This window comes from Leifsonia stereocauli (genome assembly GCF_038432415.1).
Classification (GTDB): Bacteria; Actinomycetota; Actinomycetes; order Actinomycetales; family Microbacteriaceae; genus Orlajensenia; species Orlajensenia stereocauli.
On the sequence record NZ_JBCAUN010000003.1, the window covers coordinates 74,619 to 93,973 of the forward strand.

Annotated in this window: 17 protein-coding genes; 14 read left to right on the plus strand and 3 right to left on the minus strand. The window is 69.8% G+C overall.

The window, feature by feature from the left end:
* The 8 genes from AADV74_RS14545 (at position 1) to AADV74_RS14580 (ending at position 9,832) form a co-directional block, all read left to right on the plus strand.
* On the plus strand, positions 1-2,544 hold the full coding sequence (locus AADV74_RS14545) for a hypothetical protein (protein WP_342115358.1): 2,544 nt from the start codon (positions 1-3) through the stop codon (positions 2,542-2,544).
* Positions 2,545-2,669: 125 nt separating this feature from the next.
* Positions 2,670-3,785, plus strand: a complete 1,116-nt coding sequence (locus AADV74_RS14550) for a hypothetical protein (RefSeq protein ID WP_342115360.1) — start codon at positions 2,670-2,672, stop codon at positions 3,783-3,785.
* A gap of 32 nt (positions 3,786-3,817) precedes the next feature.
* Entirely contained in the window at positions 3,818-4,885 is a 1,068-nt protein-coding gene (locus tag AADV74_RS14555) for a hypothetical protein (RefSeq protein WP_342115362.1), read from the plus strand.
* A gap of 129 nt (positions 4,886-5,014) precedes the next feature.
* The gene (locus AADV74_RS14560) at positions 5,015-6,151 is read left to right on the plus strand and encodes a COG1361 family protein (protein ID WP_342115364.1); all 1,137 of its coding nucleotides are present in this window, start codon (positions 5,015-5,017) and stop codon (positions 6,149-6,151) included.
* Between the two features lie 3 nt (positions 6,152-6,154).
* Positions 6,155-6,874 (plus strand): hypothetical protein, encoded by a 720-nt coding sequence (locus AADV74_RS14565; RefSeq protein WP_342115366.1) that lies wholly within the window; start codon positions 6,155-6,157, stop codon positions 6,872-6,874.
* Entirely contained in the window at positions 6,871-7,875 is a 1,005-nt protein-coding gene (locus AADV74_RS14570; RefSeq protein ID WP_342115369.1) for a sortase, read from the plus strand. The genes AADV74_RS14565 and AADV74_RS14570 overlap by 4 nt, the downstream gene beginning before the upstream one ends.
* 42 nt (positions 7,876-7,917) lie before the next feature.
* Positions 7,918-8,955 (plus strand): phosphate ABC transporter ATP-binding protein, encoded by a 1,038-nt coding sequence (locus AADV74_RS14575; RefSeq protein ID WP_425287310.1) that lies wholly within the window; start codon positions 7,918-7,920, stop codon positions 8,953-8,955.
* 79 nt (positions 8,956-9,034) lie between these two features.
* Positions 9,035-9,832, plus strand: coding sequence for an IclR family transcriptional regulator (locus AADV74_RS14580; protein ID WP_342115371.1), 798 nt, complete (start codon positions 9,035-9,037; stop codon positions 9,830-9,832).
* 37 nt (positions 9,833-9,869) lie between these two features.
* On the opposite strand, the gene AADV74_RS14585 is transcribed toward AADV74_RS14580, so the two are convergent.
* Both AADV74_RS14585 and AADV74_RS14590 read right to left on the minus strand, forming a co-directional pair.
* Positions 9,870-10,928, minus strand: a complete 1,059-nt coding sequence (locus tag AADV74_RS14585) for an alpha/beta hydrolase fold domain-containing protein (RefSeq protein WP_342115373.1) — start codon at positions 10,926-10,928, stop codon at positions 9,870-9,872.
* Positions 10,929-11,021: 93 nt separating this feature from the next.
* A complete protein-coding gene (locus AADV74_RS14590; protein ID WP_342115375.1) occupies positions 11,022-11,519 on the minus strand; it encodes a GNAT family N-acetyltransferase in 498 nt (165 codons plus the stop codon).
* Between the two features lie 262 nt (positions 11,520-11,781).
* Here AADV74_RS14590 and AADV74_RS14595 point away from each other — a divergent pair, with 262 nt between their 5' ends.
* The 3 genes from AADV74_RS14595 to AADV74_RS14605 all read left to right on the plus strand — a co-directional run bounded on the left by AADV74_RS14595 (position 11,782) and on the right by AADV74_RS14605 (position 16,795).
* The gene (locus tag AADV74_RS14595; RefSeq protein ID WP_342115377.1) at positions 11,782-14,031 is read left to right on the plus strand and encodes a DEAD/DEAH box helicase; all 2,250 of its coding nucleotides are present in this window, start codon (positions 11,782-11,784) and stop codon (positions 14,029-14,031) included.
* A 327-nt stretch (positions 14,032-14,358) separates the two neighbouring features.
* Positions 14,359-15,099 (plus strand): sulfite exporter TauE/SafE family protein, encoded by a 741-nt coding sequence (locus AADV74_RS14600; protein WP_342115379.1) that lies wholly within the window; start codon positions 14,359-14,361, stop codon positions 15,097-15,099.
* 241 nt (positions 15,100-15,340) lie between these two features.
* Positions 15,341-16,795, plus strand: a complete 1,455-nt coding sequence (locus AADV74_RS14605) for an FAD-binding oxidoreductase (protein ID WP_342115381.1) — start codon at positions 15,341-15,343, stop codon at positions 16,793-16,795.
* Positions 16,796-17,018: 223 nt separating this feature from the next.
* Here AADV74_RS14605 and AADV74_RS14610 read toward each other — a convergent pair whose 3' ends face one another.
* Complete coding sequence (locus AADV74_RS14610; RefSeq protein WP_342115383.1) at positions 17,019-18,065, minus strand: LLM class flavin-dependent oxidoreductase; 1,047 nt, start codon at positions 18,063-18,065, stop codon at positions 17,019-17,021.
* Between the two features lie 171 nt (positions 18,066-18,236).
* Between AADV74_RS14610 and AADV74_RS14615 the strand changes: the two genes are divergently transcribed.
* From AADV74_RS14615 to AADV74_RS14625, 3 genes are read left to right on the plus strand one after another with little or no spacing between them, the layout of a single operon-like run.
* On the plus strand, positions 18,237-18,485 hold the full coding sequence (locus AADV74_RS14615) for a glycine zipper domain-containing protein (RefSeq protein ID WP_342115385.1): 249 nt from the start codon (positions 18,237-18,239) through the stop codon (positions 18,483-18,485).
* 18 nt (positions 18,486-18,503) lie between these two features.
* Positions 18,504-18,938 (plus strand): YdeI/OmpD-associated family protein, encoded by a 435-nt coding sequence (locus AADV74_RS14620; RefSeq protein ID WP_342115387.1) that lies wholly within the window; start codon positions 18,504-18,506, stop codon positions 18,936-18,938.
* A complete protein-coding gene (locus AADV74_RS14625) occupies positions 18,935-19,330 on the plus strand; it encodes a gamma-glutamylcyclotransferase family protein (protein ID WP_342115389.1) in 396 nt (131 codons plus the stop codon). The genes AADV74_RS14620 and AADV74_RS14625 overlap by 4 nt, the downstream gene beginning before the upstream one ends.
* Positions 19,331-19,355: the final 25 nt, after the last annotated feature.

Here is a 19,355-nt window from a genome sequence, read left to right on the forward strand (position 1 = left end):
TTGGAGAAGTCTGTGCCCGAGGCCCGCCGCCGCCCCCGATCGACGTGGATCACATCCGGTTCAACCGGGCTGATCACGGGTCTCATCGTCTTCGGCGTCGTCGCCCTCTCGGGCATCGTCGTCGCTCCCTCGGCCCAGGCCGACGACAGCACGGCCGTGACGGTGTCTGCGGCCGATCAGGACCCCGACGTCGCGAACGCGCCGTTCCCGAAACTGAAACTGACGGTGTCGCAGACCACGGGACTGCAGTCGCAGGGCATCGAGCTCAGCTGGACCGGCGGCAAGCTCTCCACTGTGCCCAGCCAGCAGACCGGCGGCACGAACTTCCTCCAGTTCGCCCAGTGCTGGGGCGACGACCCCGAGAACCCGGGACAGCCCGACCGCACCACCTGCCAGTACGGCGCCTACGTCAGCCCCGGCGCGACCCGCGACGGCAACAGGGCCGAGGGCAGCATCGCCGATGAGGACTTGACCTACACGGCTCCGGCGGCGGGGTTCGCCACGCCGCCTTACACGTCGATCCCGTTCCGCTCCGCGACCGGCGAGACCGTGGCATCCGTCGTCGACTCGGTCAAGGTTCCCAACGCCCCCGACGTCAACACCAACCAGTTCTTCACCCAGCTCACCTCGAACGAGGTGAGCTGGGCCGGCTCCGCGGCCAACGGGAAGGGCAGTACCAAGTTCGAGGTGCAGACCGTCGTGCAGTCGCCCGGGCTCGGCTGCGGCTCCAGGGTCACCGCGGCCGACGGCTCCGTGACGGGCAGCTCGTGCTGGCTGGTCGCGATCCCGCGCGGCACTGTCGATCATGGCGAGGGGTCCATCTCGCAATCAGGACTCTTCTACGACGCCTGGAAGCACAAGGTGGCAGTGCGGCTCGATTTCCGCCCCGTCGGAATCAACTGCGCGATCGGTTCGGCCGAGCGCCAGCTCGCCGGCAGCGAGCTGCTCGCCGGGGCTGTCGCCTCCTGGCAGCCCACGCTGTGCGGCGCCGAGGGCGGCGACGCCTATACGATCCTCACCGGCAGCGAGGGAGACGCCGTGCTGGCGGCCAACTCGCCCACGCCCGGCCCGCTGGCGCTGACCTCGCGTCCGCTTTCGCCCGACCTCGACATCGAGGATGACCTCGCCTACGCGCCCGTCGGGTTGACGGGCCTCGCGATCTCGTTCGCCATCGACCGAGAGCCGAAGGCCGACGAATCGGTGCCAGACGCCGCCGCCGCGCGAGTGCGGGTGCCGTTCACCTCGATGAACCTCACCCCGCGCCTCCTCGCCAAGCTGCTCACCTCCTCGTACCTCGACGGACTGCCGTACGAGTCGGACCGCAGCCACCTCACACACGAGGTCGACGGTGAACCTGTCGCCAACCCGCGCAACATCCTGCTCGACCCCGACTTCCTCGCGGTGAACGACCCGGAGTGGGCGTACCAGGCCATCGTGGCCCCGTCGGTGTCCGACCTTCTCGTGCCGCAGGGGCGGTCGGATGGCGCCTACGCGCTGTGGAGCTACATCGCGGCAGACGCCGACGCCATGGCCTTCCTCAAGGGCGAACCTGATCCCTACGGAATGACGGTGAACCCGTGGAGCTCGACGGACGCCGCTGTCAACGGCAACGGCGTTCCGTTCCAGCTCCCCAGGGACAACTTCCCGAAATCCGACCCGACGGAGCAGGCGGGTGAGGAGGGTGGTCAGACGGCGATCAACCTCGTCACCTGGCGCCCGTACACGAACGACCTCGACCAGTCCGGATACCTCACACTGCGCGGAGACGGCCAGATCCTCGGCGGGTGGGACCCTGCGGCGACGCCTCCTAAGTACGCCAAGTCGGCCCGCAGCCTGCCCGGAGTGCAACGTGTGATCGGCGTCACCGACACGGCATCAGCGTCGAAGTACCAGGTCGTGACAGCCGCACTGCGAAACCCCGCCGGAGAGTTCGTGCAGCCGACGTCCGAGAGCCTCACCGCGGCATCCGCCGCCATGACAGTGAACGCCGCCCAAGCACAGGTCTACAGCTTCGACTTCGCGTCGGAGCAAGCGACCGGAGCGAAGTCGGCCTACCCGCTCGCCATGCCCGTCTACGCCGCCGTCAATCCCGCGATGACGGATGCCGCGCTGCGGAAGAGCTACGCCACTTTCATCCGCTACGCCGCCACCGACGGCCAGGAACCGGGCGTCGAGCTGGGCCAGCTGCCCGACGGCTACGCGCCACTCCCCGAAGGCTGGCGCGCGCAGGCTCTCACCGCGGCAGGCACCATCGAGACGGGCGATGTCGCGACGCCGCCGACGTCGGCCCCGGCTCCGCCGCCTGCGGCTGCACCCGCCGCGGTCGTCGCCCCGTCGCAGAACGCTCCCGTCGCTGCAGCCACGCCTCCCGTGGCCACGGACCCGAAGGCCACGGGCGCCTCGGCCGCGCCCCTCGTCGGCGGCGAGACCCCCGACGATCCGAAGATCGGCGTCGTCGCATCCGCGCTCCCCGTGAGTTTCCTCGCCGGCCTCGCCGGCGCGGCCGCAGTCCCGCTCATTCCCCGATTCCGCCGTCGACTCTGACGCCACCCGACCTCTCCGACCGCTCGACTGCACCACCGCCCCACCCGCACCACCGCTACACCGCACGAAAACCGCCCCATCGCAACACCCGCTCCACTCCTTCCAATTCACAGAACAGGAACCCCATGAAGTTCAAGAAGGTCGTCGCGCTCGGCGCGGCTGTCGGCGTCGCTCTCTCGGGCATCGCCCTCGCTTCACCCGCCTACGCGGACCCAGTGTCGAACTCGTACTCGATCGTCGGCTCCGACACCCTCGACAGCGTGACCAACGCTCTCGTCAACGGAACCAGCGTCACAGGACCGACCGTGCGGATCACCTCGGCCGGCGCCTCGATCGGCTCCTATGACGCGTTCGGTTCGCCGCTGATCCAGACGAAGGCGAATGGGGTGTACTTCGGTCGTCCCGCGGGCTCGAGTGCTGGACGAGACGCCCTCCGCCGATCGATGGATGGCGCGCCCTACGCCCCCGGCGGATCGAACCCCACGCCTGCCAAGGTCATCACTGGTCAGGTCGACATCGCGCGATCCTCGAGCGGCCCCGGCTCGGGAAACATCAGCGCTGCCGGCAAACTCCTCTACGTGCCGTTCGCCCGCGACGCCGTGAGCTACGCCTACAAGGGCGGAACCGCCGCCTGGGCGACCCTCACCCCGTCGCAGCTCAAGCAGATCTTCGACGGCACCCTCACCTCGGTCGATGGCGTCGCGGTGAACCCGCGTCTGCCCCAGACCGGATCGGGCACCCGCACCTTCTGGCTCGGCGCGCTCGGCTACACCGGCACGACGGCTCCGGGCGTCTCCGACGTCGGAAACGTCACGCCTGAGAACGACGCCAGCGTGCTCGCCGCCGGCGACATCATCCCGTTCTCAGTCGCCAACTGGGTCGCCCAGGCCAACAACGTGACCAGCTCGAACACCACCACGGTCGCGGGCGTCGCCCTCGGCTCCCCGGTGTCGGGTGAGCCGGGCTTCAGCGGAACGGGTTCAGCACTCGTTCCGAACGCGGACTTCTACGCCAACACCACTTTCGGCCGCGACACCTACCTGATCGTGGAGCGCGCTCGGGTGACCGTCGGTGATTCCAAGTACGACGCCAAGCTCGCCAACCTCGTCGACACCACGAAGGCCACTGGACTCACAAGCTTCGCCTCGCTCATTGCTACACAGCCCGGTTCCATCAAGAAGAAGTTCGGCTTCGTCGCCCCGCTCAGCTCCACCCCCATCTCGGCCTTCGCAGCCGGTTGATCACTCACAACGAAAAGGGAAGTACAGACATCATGAAGATCTCCATTAAGACCCGAGGCGTCGTCGTCGGCATCCTCAGCCTCGCCTTTATCGGGGCATCCGCGACGGCCGCGTCGGCCGCAACCCCGTCCGGCTCCGAAGACCCGATCTACTTCATCAACGGAGACACCGCAGAGACGATCGCTGAAGGTGCGACCATTCCGTGGGAGCTCGGGGTCATCGCGTCGCCGACTACGAGTCCCGACGATAGGTTCCAGGGCTCCGACGATGCCGATCAGGTCAAGGTGTTCCTCGCACCCCAAGGCTCTGAGCGAGACATCAGCGCCTGGATTGCTTGGGGCGACAGCGGATTCGTCTCCGGCACAAAGCAGGTCTGGCTGCCCCAGCTGAGCCCCGCCTCGTTGACCGCCGGTAACTCGGCGAGCGCGAAGGCGAGCGGCGGTCCCTTCTCACTCGGCTTCGCATATACGAAGAACAACGGAGTGACCATCGCGGACGGAGGCGTCGTCTTCACCCACATCCAGATCACCGCAGGCACCGGCGACTTCAAATACGACTATGCCTCGGGCACCGTCACCCCGCCGGTCGATCCCTGCGCTGCCGACCCCGCAGCCTGCCTCACCGGTGAGATCGCCCTCGAGGCGACCACGATCGCCGCCCAGGATGGCGCACTCGCGCTCTCCGTTCCGGCCGGCTCGAAGGCGACGTTCGGTGCTGCAGTCCTGGTGAACCAGCTGTCGACCTCGACCACGACTCTCCCCGAGTTCACGGTCAGCGACTCGCGCATCGTCTCGAAGAAGGGCTGGACTCTCACGAGCACCGTCGCCGACTTCGTCTCGGGCACGAACACCATCGAGGCCAAGAACCTCGGCGTCGCACCCAAGGTCGTCGCAGCAGGTACCACCTCCACCGGAGTCACCACCGGTACCGCCCAGGTGGCCGGTTCCGCCACCACCACTGCCGCCCCCTTCGCTGAGGCTGCAGCCGGAGCGGGCCTCGGTGACACCAAGCTGAGCGCCGACCTCAAGCTCGTCGCCCCGGCGACGGCTGCTGCCGGCACCTACACCTCGAAGATGACGCTCACGCTCGTCTCGAAGTAGCGGTCGACCTGAGGGGGCGGTGCTTCGGCGCCGCCCCCTCTCCCGTTCCACGCTCGCTCGCCCAGCAGCGTTCACGTCTGGTTCAGCGCCGGTACGCCCGTCGTACAAGGCGCTTTGGAGAAATGTACTGTGCATCGAATCCCCCTCAGCGCGCGCCCGATTCCGCGCCTCGCCCTGGCCGGCGTCCTCGCCGTCTCGGCTCTCCTCGGCCTCGTCGTGGCACCGGCATCCGTCTCGTTCGCCGATGACACCATCGGCATGGCCGGAGCCCCCATCACCGAGGCCGGCACCAACGGACGCACCAGGTTCAGCTACCAGATGACCCCTGGTCAGCAGGTCGACGACGCCTACGTCGTGACGAACACCGGCACGGTGGCGCAGACCTTCACGGTGTTCGCCACCGACGCGTTCAACAGTGAGGACGGCGGCTACGGACTGCTCGACACCGGAGTGACGCCGACGGATGCTGGAAGCTGGGTGAGGTTCGGAGGCGCTGCAGCACCGCAGAGCATCCCGCTCGAGCCCGGCGCATCCCAGACCGTCCCGTTCAGCGTCATCGCCCCGGCCGACGCCGCGCCGGGCGACCACGCCGCCGGCCTCGTGGTCTCGGCGGTCTCGCCTGACGGACAGGTCGTCGTCGACCGCCGTGTCGGCACCCGCCTCTACGTGCGCGTTCCCGGCGAGCTGCAGCCGAACCTCACGATCTCGAGCATCACCTCGTCATACGCGCCGAGCCTGAATCCGCTCGACGGTGAGACCACCGTCACCTTCACGGTCAAGAACGCGGGAAACGTCGCGCTCGGCGCCAACATGGTCATCGGCGTCAAGGCGCTGTTCGGGATCGGCACCGGAGACCTGGTGCGCGAGGAACTGGCCGAGATGCTTCCCCGCAGCACACGCACGGTGTCCGTCGTCGTGCCAGGCGTCGGTCAGTGGGGCTACCTCAACCCCTACGTCTCGATGGCTCCGACTGTCGATCCCGAGGCGCTGGATCCCGGACCACTCACCGTGGTCAACCGCGACACCGTGCTCATCGCCGTGCCGTGGATCCTCGTCATCCTCATCCTGCTCGGTCTCGCGGTCTGGCTGTGGATGCGGTTCAGCCGTCGCCGTGACGAGAAGAACGCGAAGGCCTGGATCGAGTTCACCGAGGCCGAGGCCCGCCGCAAGGCTGCCGGCGGCGAGGAGCTCGTGGATGCCGGTGCCGGTGCGGGTGCTGGAGCTTCTGCCGGCTCGTCGGCGCCTCCCGGCGCGGGGGGACGGTAGGCCGTGGCACCTGCACGGGTACACGGCCGTCTCGCACGCATCGTCGGAGTCGTGGTGATCGGAGGCGCCATGCTGGTCGGCATCGCCAGCGGTGCCGCATCGGGAGCGGTGGCCGACGACGGAGGCGGCATCGACCTCTCGTTCACGGTTCCGGCAGCGTCGGGCGTGCCCGGCGGCTCCTTCGGCAACGGTCCGGCGGTGATCCGGCCGGCGACTGCGGCCGTCACGCCGAGCGCCCAGCCCGTCAAGCCCACGGCCGAGGAGTTCGACCTCGGCGGCATCGTCTACGTCGGCGGTCTCACCACGAACTACGTGCCTTCGCTGAATCCGACAGCCGGTGCCGTCGAGTTGTCCCTGCCCGTGCGCAACGTCTCCGAGACCACGTTCGACTCCACCGCCACGTTCTGGATCGAGGGGCCGTTCGGCAATCGCCTGGGCTCCATCGGCGCCGTGGAGATCGCCGACCTCAAGCCGGGCGAACTGCGCGTGATCTCGGCCGAGGTTCCCGGAACCGGTCAGTGGGCGCTGGTGAACACCCACGTCACGTTCACGCCGCCGAAGTCCGTGGAGGACACCGCCCTCACCCCGGTCACCCGTGACTCCTTCGTCTTCGCGACCCCGTGGCATGTCCTCGTCGGGTTGCTGGTCGGCATCGGCGCCGTCTTCGCCGTACGCGCCGGCCGGTCCCTGCTCTCAGCCCGATTGGTCGGCGAGGCGGCGTGACGCTCTTCGACGAGGAGGTCGACACGGCGTCGCCGCCTGGCGCGAAGCCCCCGAATCCGCCGAAGGCCAAGCCGCCCAAGCCGCCCAAGCCGCCGCGGGGCACGCCGCGTCCGCCCAAGCGACCACCGCGTCCTCCGGTCGAGCGCGAGGCCATGACGCCGGGCCAGCTCCTCGCCCGCAGCTCGGCGGCCGTGCTCGCGGCCCTGCTGCTGATGTTCAGCATCGATCTGCTGCTGCTCAGCCATGTGCAGCATCTCGTCACGCAGCAACGGCTCTCCGACACGTTCCGGGCCGAGCTCGCGGCGGGCACGGCCCCCGTGAGCGAGGGCGACTTCAACGACGTGCTCCTCGCCGACGGCGACCCCGTGGCGATCCTCGAGATCCCGACCATCGGTGTGAACGAGATCGTCGCGGAGGGCACATCGTCGGGCGTGCTCACGGGTGGGCCGGGCCACCGGCGGGACACTGTGCTTCCTGGTCAGGCCGGCGTGAGTGTGCTCTTCGGGCGTGCGGCAGCCTATGGCGGGCCGTTCTCCCGCATCCAGCAGCTGGCGCCCGGTGACGAGTTCACCGTTCGCACCGGGCAGGGCTTGGCGAAGTTCGAGGTGATGGGGCTCCGCTACGCCGGCGACCCGACGCCTCCGGCACCGACCCGTGGCGAGAGCCGGCTGATCCTGCAGACGGCTCGGGGCCCGGCATTCGTGCCCACGGGCATCGCCTACGTCGACGCGACTCTCGTCGGCGACGCCGAACCGGCCGGCGCCCGGCAGACATCGAGCCAGAGCCTGGCGCCGGCGCAGCGGGCGCTCGCCACCGACACTTCGACTGTGTGGGCTCTCGTGTTCGCGCTGCAGTTCCTCATCGTCGCCGAGTTCGCATCGGTCTGGGCATTCCGACGCCTCGGCGCCCAGAAGACCTGGATCGTCTTCGTTCCGGTGCTCCTGCTCGGCGGACTGTACGTCGGCGACCAGGTCGTCCGGCTCCTCCCGAACCTGCTGTGACCGCATCCGTCACCCGATCCCGACCCGCCAGAGAGACTCCCGATGACAGACCTGTCCCCGATCGACACCCCGCCGGCGCCATCGCGCACCTCGGAGCGAACCGATGTGTTGCCCGTGCCGGCACTCCCCGGGCGAGCGCGGCGCGATGAGGCGCCAGTCTCCCCGCCGCGACGCCCGTGGACACTGCGGCGGCGGCCTGAGCCATCGGCGCGCTCGGAGGCTCCAGCGTCGTCCGCGTCGGGGGATGCCGCACCCGGTGCCGTCTCAGACCCGTCGACGCTCTTCCTCCCGTCGGAGCCCGGCCTCCTCGCCGAACTCGACGCCAGGGCCATCTCGGCGTGGTTCGGCGACCACCTCGTGCTCGATCGCGTCTCGCTCACCATGCCGGCGGGAGTCGTGACGTCGTTGATCGGACCCTCCGGATGCGGCAAGTCGACCTTCCTGCGCATCCTGAACCGCATGCACGAGCTCATCCCGTCGGCGAGCCTCGCCGGTGAGGTGCTCATCGACGGCGAGGACATCTACGACAGCGCGCGGCCGCTCATCGAGGCACGCAAGAGCATCGGCATGGTGTTCCAGAAGCCCAACCCGTTCCCGGCGATGTCGATCTACGACAACGTCATCTCGGGGCTGAAGCTCACAGGCACCCGCGTGCACCGCGACACGCGCGACGAGCTCGTGGAGTCCAGCCTGATCAAGGCCGGGCTGTGGAAGGAGGTGCGCGACCGCCTGCGTGCACCCGGCGGCGGTCTCTCGGGCGGACAGCAGCAGCGCCTGTGCATCGCCCGTTCCCTCGCGGTCAAGCCGCGCGTGCTCCTCATGGACGAGCCGTGCTCCGCGCTCGACCCCACCTCGACCCGCGTGATCGAGGAGACCATGCTCGAGCTGGTCAACGAGGTGACCATCGTCATCGTCACGCACAACATGCAGCAGGCGCAGCGCGTCTCGCAGCAGTGCGCCTTCTTCCTCGCCGGCCAGGGCCAGCCCGGCCACATCGTGGAGCACGGGGACACGGAGGCGATGTTCTCCGACCCGATCGATCCGCGCACGGCCGACTACGTGAACGGCCGGTTCGGGTAAGGATCCCCGGGCTCAGGCGTCGGATGCGGCATCCGCTCGCACGGTGCGTCCGATGCGTCTGGGATGCCAGACTGAGCGCATGCCCGGCCCGAAGGTTCCCGCCGCCGACCAGACCCTCGCGATCCTGTCGCACCTGGCCGCCCAGCGCGGTCCGGTGCCGGCGTCGACGATCGCGGGTGCACTCGGCCTGCCGCGTTCGACCGTCTACCACCTGCTCGGAGTGATGCAGGAGCGCGGTTTCGTCGTGCATCTGCCCGAGGCGCGCCGCTACGGCCTCGGCGTGGCCGCGTTCGAGCTCAGCAGCGGGTTCTCGCGCCAGCAACCGCTGTCGCTGCTGGGTCGTCCGCTGGTGGCCACCCTCGTCGACCGCACGGGTGAGAGCGCGCACCTCGCGGTGCTGCACGGGCGTGACGTGCTCTACATCGTCGAGGAGCGCGCCCGGCGGCGGCCCTCCCTGGTGACGGATGTCGGGGTGCGCCTTCCCGCGCACCTCACCGCGAGTGGTCGCGCCCTTCTCGCGGCGCTGCCGTTCGCCCAGGTCCGGGCGTTGTATCCGGATGCCGCAGCCTTCGTGGCGCGCAGCGACGACGTCGAGGCCACGGGCCCGCGCACCCTCAAGGAGCTGCGCGGTGTGCTCGACCGGGTGCGCGCCGACGGGTTCGCGGTCGAGGATGGGGAGATCACGGCGGGGTTCGCATCAGTCGCAGTCGCAGTGCTAGACCACGCCGGGTGGCCTGCAGCCGGCATCGCGAGCACCTTCCCGCGCGAGAACGTGGCGCCCTCGGATCGCGCCGCCCTCGCCGCCGAGATCACGCGCACGGCCACGGAGCTGAGTCGCCGCATCCGTGGGGCTACGACGCTGCTCCCCGCTCGCTGAGAGCCGAGCAGAGCGACCGCCCGAAGCGTCGGAGCAATCAGCCAGCTGCGAGCGGGGCCGGCGTGGCCGCGACCTGAGCAACGGCATCCCCCACCACCGGCGCCGTGAGCGTCGCCCTGAAGAAGTCCGCGACCTTGGCGCGCATGCTCTCGTCGAGGATTCCGATGGAGTGTCCGACGCCCGGGACGACCTGCATCGTGTTGGCGATCCCGGCGTCGCTGAGCGCCTCGGAGAACGACGTCGACTGTCGCAGCGGGATGAACTCGCTCTCGGAGTGACCGATGAAGACCGGCGGATCGCTCGGATCGATGAAGGACGTCGCCGAGGCATCCGCTGCCTGCTGGCAATCGGCCAGGCGGTCGCAGCCCAGGTAGTTGAGGGCGATGCGCTCCACCAGTTCGCCGGCACCGGTCGCCCGCATGCCGGCATCCGTGAGGTCGATGGGTCCGCTGAGCTCGGCGACGGCGGCGACTCGCGAGCCGGTGTCGAGGGCGCCCTCGCCTCGGGTGCCGAGGAGCGCGGCGAGGTTTCCGCCGGCTGAACCGCCGAAGGCGCCGATGCGCGCGGCATCGATCCCGTAGTCGGCGGCGTGCGCGCGCACCCACTCGACGGCCAGGCCGACGTCGTCGATGGCCGCGGGGAAGTGCACGGCCGGAACCAGGCGATAGTTGACCGAGAATGCGACGAAGCCCTCCGAGGCGAGCCACTGGCAGACGTGCCGCCAGTCGTCGTTCGACTTGTCGCCGCGCGCCCAGCTGCCGCCGTGGATCGAGACGATGCCGACGCGGGTCTCGCCGGGAGCGGGGTCGGATGCTGGGGAGCAGACATCCAGGTCGAGACGGGTGCCGTCCTCCCGGGTGCCGTAGGTGATGTCGGGCTCCACGGTGATGCCGGTTGTCACGGTCCAGGTGCGGATGCCGATGCGTTCGGTGGTGGTCAACTCACTGGCGCGGTCGGAGCCCGCCGGATCGATGTCGTGGAGTTCTGCGTGGAAGCCGGAGAGCACGACGGCGCCCATGAGAGCGGTCGCCGAGGCGGCGAGCGCGATGAGCGCTCGACGGCGGGGTCGTCCCTGGGCGGGTCGGGAGAACTTCACGGATGCTCCGGTCGTGCGGCGTGGTTCGGGCTCCACGTGCCGAGACCGGTCGACTGAGCGTGAGATGAGGATAGATCCGAACGGGCCCGATTGCTAATCTCCCGTTCGCGGGAGTGCCTTCGCGAAGCAGACGCTGTGGGCCTCGCCGACGTACTGCCCGAACTGCGGAATGAGCACGTAACCGGCGTGACGATAGAGCGCCTGCGCCGCGTCGTGCAGATCGCCGGTCTCGAGCACGATGCGACGGATGCCGCTGGCTGCAGCATCCGTTTCGATGCGATCGAGCAGCCGGCTGGCCACGCGCCGACCTCGCGCCTCTGCGCTCACGAACATGCGCTTGAGCTCGGCGGACGTCGGCTCGGTGGGCTCGTTGGCGTCGGTGGCATCGACGACGAGCGCGGCGCATCCGAGCGCAGCGCCCTCCGCGTCGCGAGCGACGTAGAAGGTGACGCCCGGGTGCTCGAGCGATTCGATGTCCAGGAGGAAGTTGCTCTCAGGCGGATACAACGCCATCGCGTAGGCGCTCGACTGGAGCAGCAGCTCCTCGATCTCGGGCTGGCGGGGCGGTTCTACGGCGATGCTGATTGACACGCGAATCATGCTAAACCGGGCATATTTCATCGACGTTTCCCAGCTTGGTCCGCTAGGCTCTCTCAGTCGGCTCTTGACACCGCACTGTGTGCGGATGGGTTTGTAAGTCTGTTGGGCCGGTTTCGCAGCAATTCTGCTGGCGAAAATCACACTGTATGTGAACGGCCCCGGGCGACGAAGATTCCGGGTTCTCAGTTGCGCTGCGCTGATCTGTGCGCACCGCTGTTCTGCCATGTACGCGAGAACAACCCAGGAATGAGCTATGCCCAACAACAAGAAGCCCGCCGGCGGTCGACCCGCCAAGAACTTCGATCCCTACGCCCGGAGCGGCAAGAGCGGACCCAAGTCCGGCTCGCGCAGCCCCGGACACCGCGGCTACAAGCCGGAGTCGGAAGCCCCCGCCAAGAAGGCGCGCTGGAACGCCGACGAGCGCGCCGAGCGTGCGGCATCCGGTGGCGGCGACCGTCGCTCCTACGGCAACGACCGCCCCTCCTACGGCAACGACCGCCCCTCCTACGGCAACGACCGCCCGCAGCGCGGAGAGCGCAGCGAGCGCCCCGCGTACGGCCAGCGCTCAGAGCGCCCTGCCTACGGTGACCGCAACGACCGCGCTCCCCGCGGCGACCGCACCGAGCGTCCCGCCTACGGCGACCGTGCTCCTCGCGGCGACCGACCCTCCTACAACAACGACCGCCCGCAGCGCGGAGAGCGCAGCGAGCGCCCCGCGTACGGCCAGCGCTCAGAGCGCCCTGCCTACGGTGACCGCAACGACCGCGGTGCTCGCTCCGACCGTCCCGCGTACGGCCAGCGCTCCGAGCGCCCTGCCTACGGTGACCGCAACGACCGCGGTGCTCGGTCCGAGCGTCCCGCGTACGGTGACCGCAACGCGCGCACCGAGCGGCCCGCCTCCGGCGACCGCAACGCCCGTCCGTCCTACGGAAACGACCGTCCCTCGTACAACAGCGACCGACCGCAGCGCGGCGACCGCCCCGCCTACGGCAAGCGCGAGTCCGGCTACGGCGACCGCCCCCGCGAGGAGCGCGCACCGCGCGCCGACCGCAGCGACCGCCCTGCCTACAACGACCGCGCCCAGCGCTCGGATCGCCCCGCATACAACGCCAGCGAGCGTCCCCCGCGTCGCGACGACCGTGGCGGCTCCTACGAGCGTCCCGGCTTCAAGGCATCGGACCGCAGCGACAGCAAGTTCTACCCGTCGCGCGAGCACAAGGGCGCAGGCCGCGTCCACGGCGACCAGAAGGGGCACTTCACCCCCGAGGACGACGTCGTGCTCGAGCGTCTCGAGGCCCAGGCCATCGAGGCGACGGATGTGGACGGCGTGAGCTTCGGCGACCTGGGCCTCGGCGGCAACATCGTCGCAGCCCTTACCGCTCTCGGCGCTGCCAGCCCGTTCCCGATCCAGGCCGCGACCATCCCGGTCGTGCTCGAGGGGCGCGACGTTCTCGGCCGTGGCAAGACCGGCTCCGGAAAGACCATCGCCTTCGCGGCTCCCACCGTCGAGCTGCTCATGAAGCAGTGGGCGCAGAGCGGCAAGTCCGGCGGAAAGCGCCAGATCGGCCGTAAGCCCCGCGCACTCATCCTCGCCCCGACGCGTGAGCTCGCCCTGCAGATCGACCGCACGGTCCAGCCCATCGCCCAGAGCGTCGGCCTGTTCACCACGCAGATCTACGGCGGCGTGCCGCAGTACAAGCAGGTCGGTGCCCTCCAGCGCGGCGTCGACATCGTGATCGGCACCCCCGGTCGCATCGAGGATCTGATCGAGCAGGGTCGTCTCGACCTCAGCGAGGTCGCCATCACGGTTCTCGACGAGGCCGACCACATGTGCGACCTCGGCTTCCTCGAGCCCGTGCAGCGCATCCTCCGTCACACCAAGGACGGCGGCCAGAAGCTGCTGTTCTCGGCCACCCTCGACAAGGGCGTCGCCACGCTCGTCAACGAGTTCCTCGTGAACCCGGCCGTGCACGAGGTCGCCGGTGAAGACCAGGCCTCCTCGACGATCGACCACCGCGTTCTCGTCATCGAGCACCGCGACAAGGCCGCCATCATCGAGCAGCTCGCCGACCGCAACGGCAAGACCCTGGTCTTCGCCCGCACCCGCGCCTTCGCCGAGCAGCTCGCCGACCTCCTCGACGACGCCGGCATCCCCGCCGTCTCGCTGCACGGTGACCTCAACCAGGGCCGCCGCACGCGCAACCTGGCCCAGCTCACCTCAGGTCGCGTCAGCGTTCTCGTTGCGACGGATGTCGCAGCCCGCGGCATCCACGTCGACGACATCGACCTGGTCATCCAGGCCGACGCGCCCGACGAGTACAAGACGTATCTGCACCGCTCCGGCCGCACCGGCCGCGCCGGCAAGCAGGGCACCGTCGTCACGCTCATCCCGCGTCAGCGTCAGCGTCGCATGAGCGAGTTGCTCGAGCGCGCCGAGATCTCGGCCGACTTCGTCGACACGCGCCCCGGCGACGAGCTGCTCCGCGAGCTCGCCGCTCTGTAAGCACAGCCCGCGACGTCCGCAGCACGAGACAGCCCCCATCCGGTTCGCCGGGCGGGGGCTTTCCTCATCTCTGCCGGGCGCACGATTCAGGCGGGATCGGCGTGCCCACGGCGTGTTCGTCACGAAACGCCGCGCGAAGGCCGATCCTGCCTGAATTGTGCGCCAGATGCGCCAGATGCGCCGATGCGCCGATGCGCCGATGCGCCGATGCGCCGATGCGCCGATGCGCCGATGCGCCGATGCGCCGATGCGCCGATGCGCCGATGCGCCGATTCGGCGCGAACGGATGCCGCGGGTTACGCTCGTCCGTCCCCTCCGCTCGACCGAATGCCCACCACCATGTCTGCCATCGTCGTCACCGTGCTGACCTGTGCGTCCGTGCTCGTCGGAGCAGCGGCCCAGCGCATCACCGGGCTGGGCTTCGCGCTCGTGGCCGCACCGCTCCTGGTGGCATCCGTCGGCCCAGTCGCCGGAGTCTCAATGGGCAACGTGCTCTCGGCTGTGCTCTGCGTCGTGGTGCTTGCGAGCGCCTGGCGTTTCGTCGACTGGAAGCGGGCGCTGCTGCTCACGCTGCCGGCTCTGGTGGCGATTCCGGTCGGCGTCGCCGTGACCCGGGTGGTCCCGACGGCGCCGCTCATGATCCTGGTCGGATCGATCGCGCTGCTCGCCATAGCCACCGTGGCGTTCAGCCAGTCGGCACGGGTGCTGCCGGGCCGCCGAGGAGCCGTCGTCGCTGGCGGACTCTCGGGCTTCATGAGCGCGACGGCCGGCGTCGGCGGACCGGCCCTCGCCGTGCACGCGTTCAGCGACCGCTGGCCCCGCCAGGTGTTCCTCGGCACCGGACAGGCATTCCTGCTCGTGACCAATCTCGTTGCCGTCGGTGTGAAGGGTGTTCCGGCGATAGACGGATGGCTCTGGCTGGCGGCAGTGATCTCCCTCGGGGTCGGCATCCTCATCGGTCAGGTACTGGCGCCGCGGGTGAGCGACGGCCTCGGCCGCACGCTGGTCATCGGGTTGGCCGCCGTCGGCAGCGCGGCCGCGATCGTGCGCGGCATCCTGCTGCTGTAGGCGGGGTGGGCTGGTCGGGCGCGGCGACGATCAGGCAGCCGATGCGGTACGCGATCTGCGGGCATGCCCCGACGAGAGTGCCGGGTGCGCTCCGATGGGCGCTCGACGCCGCGGGTGTTCGATGGAGCTCGCGCCTCGTGCGGCGGACGAGGGGCCTCAGGCCCCGCCGATCGTGTTGAGGCATCCGCTCCGTGATGGAGCAGCTCCACCCGAGGAGCACCTCACCCGAAAGGAAACATCAGTGAACACCCCTGCGCCCACCGCGATCGCCACGAACGCCGGCACCATCCCCGTCGCCGAGTCGATCGCCGCGCCCGTCGCATCCACCAGCCCGGTCCGGGAACTCCTCGCCCTGCGCGACGCCCTCGACGGCTCGCTGCACCTCCCGGCGGATGCCGACTGGGATGCCGCTCGCACGGCGTGGAACCTCGCCGTCGACCAGCGTCCAGCCGCTGTCGTCATCGCCGGCAGCGCCCACGACGTCGTGCTGACGATCAACGCCGCGCGCGAGCTCGGCCTGAGTGTCGCGCCGCAGAGCACCGGGCACAATGCCGCGCCGCTGGGCGGTCCCGACGGACTCGCCGGCACCGTCCTGCTGCGCACCAGCTCGCTCCGCGGCGTGAGCATCGTGCCGGAGTCCCGCATCGCGCGCTGCGAATCCGGCGCCCTCTGGGCCGACGTCACAACGCCGGCCGCGGCCTTCGGGCTCGCCGCTCTCGCCGGGTCGAGCCCCGACGTCGGCATTGCCGGCTACCTGCTCGGCGGCGGCGTGAGCTGGCTCGCCCGCTCGCACGGCCTCGCCGTCAACTCCATCACCGCCATCGAGATCGTGACGGCCGATGGCCTGCTGCGCCGCATCGACGCCGACCACGAGCCCGAGCTGTTCTGGGCCGTGCGGGGCGGAAGCGGCAACTTCGGCATCGTCTCGGCGATCGAGATCCGCCTGTTCCCGATGACCGAGGTCTACGCCGGAACGCTCTTCTTCCCGCTCGCCGAGGCGAGCCGGGTGCTCCAGGCCTGGCGTGAGTGGACAGCCGACGTGCCAGAGCAGGTCACCAGCGTCGGCCGCATCCTGCAGTTCCCGCCACTGCCCGAGCTCCCGGACTTCCTGCGCGGGCAGAGCTACGTCGTCATCGAGGCCGCTCTGCAGGCACCCCCGGTCGACGCCGATGCCGTGCTCGCACCGCTGCGCGACCTCGACCCGGTGATCGACACGTTCCACCCCACCCCGATGTCGGAGCTGGACCAGTTGCACATGGACCCGCAGGGTCCGGTTCCCGGAGTCGGCGACGGCTTCGCGCTGGCCGAGCTCACGGCCGGCGCTGTCGAGGCGTTCGTCGCTGCGGCCGGAGCCGGATCGGGCTCGGCGCTGCTGTCGGCCGAGATCCGTCACGTGGGTGGGGCGGCGGGCAGGTCTCCGCTGGGAGCCGGTGCCGTATCGCACCTCGACTCCGAGTTCCTCGTGTTCGGTGCGGGCATCGCCGCGACGCCGGAGATGGGAGCTGCAGCGGCTGCATCCGTCGACCGTCTGGCGGCGGCGCTCCTTCCCTGGCGCTCCGCGGTGCTCTACCAGAACTTCGCCGAGGGGGCCCAGGAGCCCCGGGCCATCTGGGGAGCCGACGTCGACCGGCTGCGCGCCATCAAGGTGGTCTACGACCCGAGCAACACCATCCGCTCGAATCACCCGGTGCTGTAGCGGGGCTCGAGAGCGACGCAGGTCGGCATGCGTCGCCGAAACCGCGGAAGCTGCGGGTCAGGGAAGGTCCTGACCCGCAGCTTCCGCGTTTGGGCGGGCCGGTCGCTGACCTGGCGGGGTTCAGGTGCTTCGGCGGGTGCAGGAACCTCCGCCAGAGCATCCAGACCCCGCCGAGTGGTTCGGCGGACGAAGCGCGTGGGTCTCAGCGAGCGGGGGACCTGCGCTACAGCAGCTCGCCCGCCAGCAGCTCCAAGGTCTGCGCGCGGCCCGGCGTCGCGTCGAGGGGGTCGCTCGCGAAGGCGCCGCTGATGGGCGACACCATGACCTCGTCGACTCCGTAGCGCGATGCGAGCTGCCGGATGGCCTGGCCTGCGGCATCCGGAGCCCCGATGACCCAGCGCTTCTCCATGGCGGCGACGAGCTCGTCGGTCGCCGTGTCGCGACCGGAGTTCTCCGAGTCCTCGACGGTCTCGAGCACGCTGAGCGGGCGGCCTGTGCGCAGCCGGGCCATCGCGCGCATCTGCGGCAGCGCGCGGCGGCGGGCCTCCTCGGCGGTCGGGGCGACAGAGACGTTGAGCGTGAGGAAGGTCTGCGGCTCCGGATGCTCGGCGCTCGGCGTGTAGTTGCTGCGGTAGAGCTCGAGGGCGGCCTCGATGCCGTCGCCCGAGAAGTGGTACGCGAACACGTACGGCAGGCCGTGGCTCGCGGCGAGGCGGGCCGAGTAGTCGCTCGAGCCGAGCAGCCAGATGGTGGGTACGCTGGCGGCTGCAGGCGTCGCGTGCACCGTGTACTCGCTCCCGCTCGTCATGCGGAGGGCGGCTCCACCGGGGTGGATGAGCGCCTGGATGTCGGCGATGTGATCGGGGAAGCGGTCGACGTCTGCCGTGGGGCCGCTGATGCGCAGCAGCTGCGTGATGACGGGGTCGCTGCCGGGGGCGCGCCCGATGCCGAGGTCGATGCGTCCGGGGGCGAGCGCCTCGAGCGCTGCGAACTGCTCCGCGACGACGAGAGGAGCGTGGTTGGGCAGCATGACGCCGCCCGATCCCACCCGGATGCGCTCGGTCTTCGCCGCCGTCGCCGCGATGAGCACGGGCGGGGTCGTCGAGGCCACCGAGGGCATGTTGTGGTGCTCTGCGTACCAGTAGCGCGTGTAGCCGAGGGTGTCGGCGAGCTGGGCGAGGCCGACCGAGGCTGTCATCGCCTGGGAGCTGGTCTGCCCGCTGCGCACGGGAATGAGGTCGAGAACCGAGAGGCGGAGTGGTGCAGTCATCTCCAATGCCAACCGGCGTCGGTGCGCCGCTATTCCGCGCGATGCGATGCGATGCGATGCGAGGCGATGTGATGCGAGGCGATCGCCGAGCCGAGGACTCCACCTCGTGGGGGAGCGAGTTCGCCCGGTCGACGGATGCATCGCCGTGCGGCATCCGCCTACCGTGAAGGTATGGCTGACACGAAGAAGGCTGCGTTCGACTCGAAGGATCCGACCACGCGCGGCTGGGCGCTGGGGATCGCCATCGGGATCGCCCTGGGGGCAGGCCTCGGAGTCGCCATGGGGAACGTGGGGATCGGGATCGCGATCGGCATCGGGATCGGAACCGCACTCGCCGTCTCATTCGCCGAGATGTACAAGAAGGAAGACGCAGCGAAGGCCGCGGCGGATGACGACGAGGCCTCGCCGCCGACGACCTGACGCGACCATAATCGAGGCATGCATTTCTCGACGAACATGTCCCAGGTCGGCAACAACACGGGCATCCCGGTACCGGAAGAGGTCATCGAGGCTCTGGGTGGCGGCAAGCGCCCGCCGGTGAACGTGACGGTGAACGGCTACCAGTACCGCAGCACCGTTGCGCCGATGGGCGGGAAGTACCTCATCGCTTTCAGCTCCGACAAGCGCGCGGCGACGGGCATCCAGGGCGGCGACCCGATCGAGGTGGAGCTCACCCTCGACACCGAGCCGCGCATCACCGAGGTGCCCGACGACCTGGCGGCGGCGCTCGCCGCATCCGCCGAGGTGCAGGCCGCCTTCGACAAGCTGTCGCCGAGCGCCAAGAAGGCGCACGTGGTGAACGTCGAGTCGGCGAAGACGGATGCCACCCGCCAGCGTCGCATCGAGACCATCGTGGCGAAGCTCGGCGCGTGAGCTCGAGCGGCGGATCGCCCGCGGACTCCGCCCGGGGCTCGGCGAGCGAGAGGGTGGAGCGCCTGTTCTCCTACGGGACGCTGCGGCTCGCCTCGGTGCAGCGCGGCACATTCGGCGCCGAGCTGCCGACGCGCGACGACTCGCTGCCGGGGTTCCGACTCGGGATGGTGAAGATCACGGACCCACACGTCATCGCCCTGAGCGGCTCCGACGAGCATCCGATCCTGGAGCGTACGGATGACCCCGCTGACAGCGTGGCCGGTTCGGTGCTGGAGCTCACGTCAGAGCAGCTCGCGGCGGCTGATGCCTACGAGGTGGCCGACTACGTGCGGGTCGCGGTGACGTTGGCGTCGGGGACGCAGGCGTGGGTGTACGTGGGGGTTGAGGGCTGAGGGGATTTCGGCACTCCTCCCCAGC